The organism is Frankia sp. CgJB1, from assembly GCF_977947065.1.
The window spans coordinates 1-5,665 of record NZ_CDWTNB010000228.1; the positions used below are offsets into that span (position 1 = coordinate 1).

6 protein-coding genes and 1 pseudogene are annotated in these 5,665 nt (G+C 67.3%); 6 read left to right on the forward strand and 1 reads right to left on the reverse strand.

Features of this window, described 5'->3' with window-relative positions; all coding sequences use genetic code 11:
* Positions 1 to 580: 580 nt before the first annotated feature.
* The 3 genes and pseudogenes from AC08OT_RS18740 to AC08OT_RS18750 all read left to right on the forward strand — a co-directional run bounded on the left by AC08OT_RS18740 (position 581) and on the right by AC08OT_RS18750 (position 1,905).
* Complete coding sequence (locus AC08OT_RS18740; protein WP_476594311.1) at positions 581 to 901, forward strand: putative quinol monooxygenase; 321 nt, start codon at positions 581 to 583, stop codon at positions 899 to 901.
* Positions 902 to 1,073: 172 nt separating this feature from the next.
* A pseudogene (locus AC08OT_RS18745) lies at positions 1,074 to 1,442 on the forward strand (NAD(P)-binding domain-containing protein); the annotation flags it as partial.
* Between the two features lie 208 nt (positions 1,443 to 1,650).
* Positions 1,651 to 1,905 carry an NAD-binding protein gene (locus AC08OT_RS18750; protein ID WP_476603115.1) on the forward strand — a complete coding sequence of 85 codons (255 nt, stop codon included), beginning with the start codon at positions 1,651 to 1,653 and terminating at the stop codon, positions 1,903 to 1,905.
* Positions 1,906 to 2,013: 108 nt separating this feature from the next.
* On the opposite strand, the gene AC08OT_RS18755 is transcribed toward AC08OT_RS18750, so the two are convergent.
* Entirely contained in the window at positions 2,014 to 2,523 is a 510-nt protein-coding gene (locus AC08OT_RS18755; RefSeq protein ID WP_476594310.1) for a hypothetical protein, read from the reverse strand.
* A gap of 863 nt (positions 2,524 to 3,386) precedes the next feature.
* Between AC08OT_RS18755 and murI the strand changes: the two genes are divergently transcribed.
* The 3 genes from murI to rph form a co-directional block, all read left to right on the forward strand.
* Positions 3,387 to 4,289: a glutamate racemase gene (gene murI, locus AC08OT_RS18760; protein ID WP_476594309.1), complete on the forward strand. Its 903-nt coding sequence runs from the start codon at positions 3,387 to 3,389 to the stop codon at positions 4,287 to 4,289.
* Positions 4,286 to 5,032 carry an MBL fold metallo-hydrolase gene (locus tag AC08OT_RS18765; RefSeq protein ID WP_476594308.1) on the forward strand — a complete coding sequence of 249 codons (747 nt, stop codon included), beginning with the start codon at positions 4,286 to 4,288 and terminating at the stop codon, positions 5,030 to 5,032. Before murI ends, AC08OT_RS18765 begins: the two co-directional genes overlap by 4 nt.
* Positions 5,033 to 5,102: 70 nt before the next feature.
* The coding region (rph, locus tag AC08OT_RS18770) for a ribonuclease PH (protein ID WP_476603114.1) at positions 5,103 to 5,665 on the forward strand (563 nt) is incomplete at its 3' end.

A 5,665-nucleotide genomic window follows, 5' to 3' on the forward strand; every position in this document is an offset into this window, starting at 1 on the left:
AGACCCGACATAGAATAATCAAGTTATTTCAATGCAAATCCGTAGACGATGAAGGAGTGAATCGTCAGAGTAACTAGGGCGCCGACCTTTCCTACGTCCCGTCGGAGTGCGGTGCAGCGGCCAGCCGTCAAGGGATTTCCGTTCACGAGCCAGTGAACACAAGTCTCTCGAATTTGAACTACGAGTCGATGGAAGAAATCAGGCTGTGGCCCGCCTGCCGCGAATCGCTATGCTGGCCGGGTGGCACGTCCCGGTCCACGGCGCCGGGGACCTGAGCGCGACGCGGGTCGCCTCGGCCAGCGGGAACTATCACCAGATCCAGCCTTGAGAGAATACCATCGGGTACCGTTCATGACGTTCATATCGGCTTTGATCGACAGAATCTGCTGTACATCGGCATCCTGCCGTCAAGGTCCGGATGGCCCGTCCCGGGCTGCACAAGGCAGCCGATCTCAGGCCGCATCGATGTGGCCAGGCTCTCAGGCCACCATTAGAGTGATCTCCTGGATGCGGTAACAGTACGTCGCAAAGCGACAGCGCCCCGCCATATCCCTGTCGCAATACCTTGAGGAGGAGATCCATGTTCGGTCTGACGGTGCGGTTCGAGGTACGCCCGGACACGGCGGACGCGTTCGACGCGTTGGTGGCCGAGACGGTGCCGCTGATCGCCGCCCACGAACCCGGGACCTTGATCTACACTACCCATCGGGTGGCCGGCGACGACAATGCCCGGCTCTTCTACGAGCTCTACCGCGACCGCGAGGCGTTCGAGGATCATGAGGACCAGCCGCACATCCACCACTTCGTCGCCGAGCGGCAGGATCTGCTCACCGGTCCCCCGCGTATCGAGTTCATCACACTGACCTCGGGCACCGGGCTTCCTACGATGACAGGCGCCTGAGAACCCGGCACCTGCCGGTCCGTTCTTCACACGCCCTGGGCCGGAGCCGCTGATGCCGCTTGGCCCAGCCCAGCCGGGCAGGAAACCCGCGTCGGCGGACCGTCCGCCGACCAGGCCAGGAGGGTGACGCATGAAGATCTGTTTCATCGGACTCGGCGGCATGGGCGGCGCCATGGCGCGCAATCTGATCGACGCCGGCCACACCGTGCTGGCCTGGAACCGCTCACCGGATCCCGTCACCGAACTGGCCGCCGCCGGTGCGGTCCCCGCCAGCATCTCCGAGGCGTTCGCCACCGGAATCGTCCTCAGCATGCTGGCGGACGACCAGGCCGTCACCGATCGTCTGCTCGATCCGCGGGTGCTGACCGCCGCGCCGGCCGGAGCACTGCATGTGAACATGGCCACCGTCAGCACCGCGCTGGCGATCCGGGCTCGGCGTGAGCACGCCGAGCACGGGCTGCGCTACCTCGCGGCTCCCGTCTTCGGCCGGACCGACGCCGCCCGCGCCGGCAACCTCACCATCGTGACCAGCGGCGATCCGGACGCGATTGCCGAGGTTCAGCCCCTGTTCGACGTCCTCGGCCGGCGAACCTGGACGGTCGGCGACGCGCCGGAACACGCCAACCTGGTGAAGATTCTGGGCAACTATCTAATCGCCTGCAGCATCGAGACGATGGCGGAGGCGAGCGCCGTCATCGACGGCCGGCGGGATAAACCCGGCCACGTTCATCGAAGTACTCACCGACAACCTGTTCACTGGCCCGGTCTTTACCGGCTATGGCCGCATGATCGGAAACCGGGATTACGAACCCGTCAACTTCCGTCTCCCGCTCGGGTTGAAGGACGTCCAGCTCGCGCTGGCCTCAGGGCTGGAACGGAACGTTCCGCTGCCTTTCGGCGGCGTGCTGCGGGACGCCTTCGTCGACGCGCTGGCGCACGGCCAGACCGACCAGGACTGGGCCGCGGTGGCCGAGACGGCCCGCCGACGCGCCGGGCTCGCCTGATCCACGGCGCCGGGCCGCCACTGCACCGATCTCAACGAGCGCAGCACGGACGGGATGTACCTGGCCGAGGACTGTACCCTTGGCCGATCGGTTCCCGCATGGGCGTCACTACGGCTGGCGGCTGTCGTCGTGGTGCTTCTCTGGCTCCGCCGGCACCGGGCCGGACTGCGTGGCCCGGTGATGCGGTCCGGTATCGGCGGACAGCAGGCCGGGCATGGATGCTCCGGTAAGAGCGGGCGGCGAGAAACCCGCGCCACGGCGGGCCGCGGAACCATACCAGCGGTCGTCGTCGAAACCGCTCTCGTCGTCGCTGCCGTCCGGACCGTCCCCGCCGGCGTAGTCCCAGCTCGACGACCAGTTGTCCGACGAGGACTCGACGGAGGCATCGGAGGCGTCCGAACTCGCCCAGTCGAACTCACCACGACCGAACACGAACAAGCCACCCATCGGACGATTCTCCGGTATTGAGCGGTGCACGGACACCGACGCCGACGCCGAGCCGACGACACGCGGGATCACAAGCCAGGCAGTGATGTTGACCCCCACGACGACGAGGATGATGACAATCGGGACCAGATAGCTGTACTCAGGCGGCAGCATGACGGCAAGCGCCGTCAACCCTCACACCAGGAGGGCGACGCCCGTGGAGATCGCCGCGAGGAGCCGGGCCATAGGCATGTTCCTATCGCCGTACGGCCAGCGACGCCCCCGATCGACGTCAACCCGACAAGCCAGGAGGACGGTTTGGTGACGTGCATCCCGCTTGCACCATCCGTCCTCACATCATGGGCCGATCTCACATGCTCGGAGAGCCACCCGACCGCGGCCCTCCGTATGTGGCCACGTGCTGACGCCCCCCGCTCCCCCTGGATGGCTTCACGGCTGGACGGCAGCAAGACCACCGCATGACGTCAGCGTAGAAGCACGGGGCGACCTCGGGAATCGCGTCGCATCGGCACCCGGAGACGGCCCGGAGACATCGAGGATGCGACTGGGGTGCCGCGGATCGGGGACGGATGGGAACGACCCGGACACCTCAGCCGCGTCCTCAACATACCTGTTCGATAGCTAGTAGTCACTGATCGATTACAGGTAGTTCTAGCCTACACCCCGTTTGGCGTGCCTGTACCCGTATGGCGTACCCACCCGGGCACGGCTCCTCGTGGACGATCGACAGACGGACCACGCGTTTCCCGCGATACATCGACGAAAGATCGCGTTCCGGACCGGACGGAGGTCATCGGGCGATCCAGCGGACCGGGACGATTCCCGGATGTCGAACCGGCCACACCCCGGCCCCTCGCGGCACGCGGACGCCTTCACCTGGGTAAACAACGAGGTATGACGCACAGCGATGCGCCCAGCTCAGCGGGGCGAGATGATCCTATGTCGGACACGCGAGGACTGTCCGGGATCGGACAATGGTTCCGTGACAACAGCCACAGGGTGAGCATCGGGTTTCCGGCTTAGTCTGATCGCTCATGAGCGGCGCGCCAATCGGGGTGTTCGACAGCGGGGTGGGCGGTCTGACTGTGGCGCGCGCCATTCTGGACCAGCTCCCGCATGAGCCCCTGGTGTATCTCGGGGACACCGCTCGGGCACCTTACGGCCCGCGGCGGATCGCCGAGGTGCGTCGCTACGCGCTCGATGCCCTCGACCGGCTCGTGGACGAGGGCGTGAAACTGCTGGTCATCGCCTGCAACACGGCAAGTGCCGCCTGCCTGCGCGACGCCCGGGAGCGTTACGACGTACCGGTCATCGAAGTGATCATGCCGGCGACTCGCCGGGCGGTCGCGGCGACCCGCAGCGGGCAGGTAGGCGTCATCGGCACGCTGGCGACGATTGCCAGCCGCGCCTACGACGACGCGTTCACCGCCGCCGCGGGCGTGGAGCTGACCGGTGTGGCCTGCCCGACGTTCGTGGACTTCGTTGAGCGGGGTATCACCTCTGGGCGGCAGTTGCTCGGCCTGACCGAGGCGTACCTCGCACCATTGCAGGAAGCCGGCGTAGACACGGTGATACTCGGATGTACACATTACCCACTGCTGACAGGGGTAATCGGCCTCGTGATGGGAGAGGGCGTCACTCTGGTGAGCAGTGCCGAGGAGACGGCCAAGGACACCTACCGGGTACTCGTCCGGCATGGGCTCTTCCGCGATCCGGGCCTTCCGCCGCCCACGCACCGGTTCCTCACCACGGGTGATCCAACCTTGTTCAGCCGGGTGGGACGCAGGTTCCTCGGCCCCGAACTCGTCGGCGTCGCGGCGATGTCCCCGCCTGTTCCCGCCGCGCGGGCCACAGTCACGCCTCCAGCCGCCTGGGCCGCCCGAACCGGGGCGGACCAGGAACCCTCCTCCCAGCAGAGCCCGGTGGTGCCACGGTGAAACTGACGATCCTCGGCTGTTCGGGCACGTATCCCGGCCCGACGTCGGCCTGTTCGTCCTACCTTGTCGAGTCGGACGGGTTCCGGCTCGTCCTCGACGCGGGCAACGGGTCCATGGGTGAGCTACAACGGCACTGCGACCTGCGTGAGATCGACGCGGTGCTGCTCAGCCACCTGCACGGCGACCACTGCCTGGACCTGGTGGCCAACTCCTACGCGCGGCGGTACCACCCGGAGGGCATGCCGCCCAAGCTCCCGGTCTACGGCCCGATCAACACCCAGGAACGGCTGTGCGGAGCGTTCGAGAAATGGCCGGACGACAGCCTGGCCGACATCTACGACTTCCGGACCATCGGCGCCGGCTGCCTGCACATCGGGCCGTTCCGGATCGATCTCACCCGGGTGGCCCATCCAGTGGAGGCCTACGGCGTCCGCCTCACCGCCGACGATCGGGTACTGACCTACTCGGGCGACACCGGGGCGTGTGACCGGCTGGTCCGCCTCGCCACCGACAGCGATCTCTTCCTCTGCGAGGCGTCGTTCCTCGACGAGGAGGACAACCCCCCGGACCTGCATCTGACCGGCCGGGAGGCCGGCGAGCACGCCCGGCGAGCCGGTGTGGGCCAGCTCGTGCTCACGCATCTTGTCCCGTGGGGGAACGCCGCCCGTTCCGAGGAGGAAGCGGCCGGCGTGTATGACGGCCCGCTGACCCTCGCGAGCCCCGGCACCGTCTACGAACTCTGAGAACTCTGACGGACCGCACCTCCGCACCTCGGCGCGCGGCCGGGTCGCCCTGGGCCGATAGTGTCGCGGCGTGATACGAGCGGATGGCAGGAGACCGGACGAACTCCGGCAGGTGACGATCCTGCGGGGATGGCAGGAGCATGCGGAGGGATCCGCGCTGGTCAGCGCGGGCCGGACCAGGGTGCTGTGCGCGGCCTCGGTAACCACGGGGATCCCGCGCTGGCGCAAGGGCAGCGGCCTGGGCTGGGTGACCGCCGAGTACTCCATGCTTCCGCGGGCCACCGACACCCGTAACGATCGCGAGTCCGTGCGCGGCCGCATCTCCGGGCGGACCCACGAGATCTCCCGGCTGATCGGCCGCAGCCTGCGTGCCTGCATCGACCTGAAGGCCCTCGGCGAGAACACCATCGCGATCGACTGCGACGTGCTGCTCGCCGACGGCGGCACGCGCACCGCCGCGATCACCGGCGCCTACGTCGCGCTGGTCGACGCCGCCCGCTGGCTCAGCAGGCCCGACGCGATCACCACGAGCGTCAGTGCGGTCAGTGTCGGCGTGGTCAAGGGCGAGGCGATGCTCGACCTGGCCTACAGCGAGGATTCCACCGCGGACACCGACATGAACGTGGTGTGCAC

Excerpts from the sequence above, each read along its gene's own strand:
- AC08OT_RS18740 (WP_476594311.1), top strand. The coding sequence starts at position 581 with ATGTTCGGTCTGACGGTGCGGTTCGAGGTACGCCCGGACACGGCGGAC.
- murI (WP_476594309.1), top strand. The coding sequence starts at position 3,387 with ATGAGCGGCGCGCCAATCGGGGTGTTCGACAGCGGGGTGGGCGGTCTG.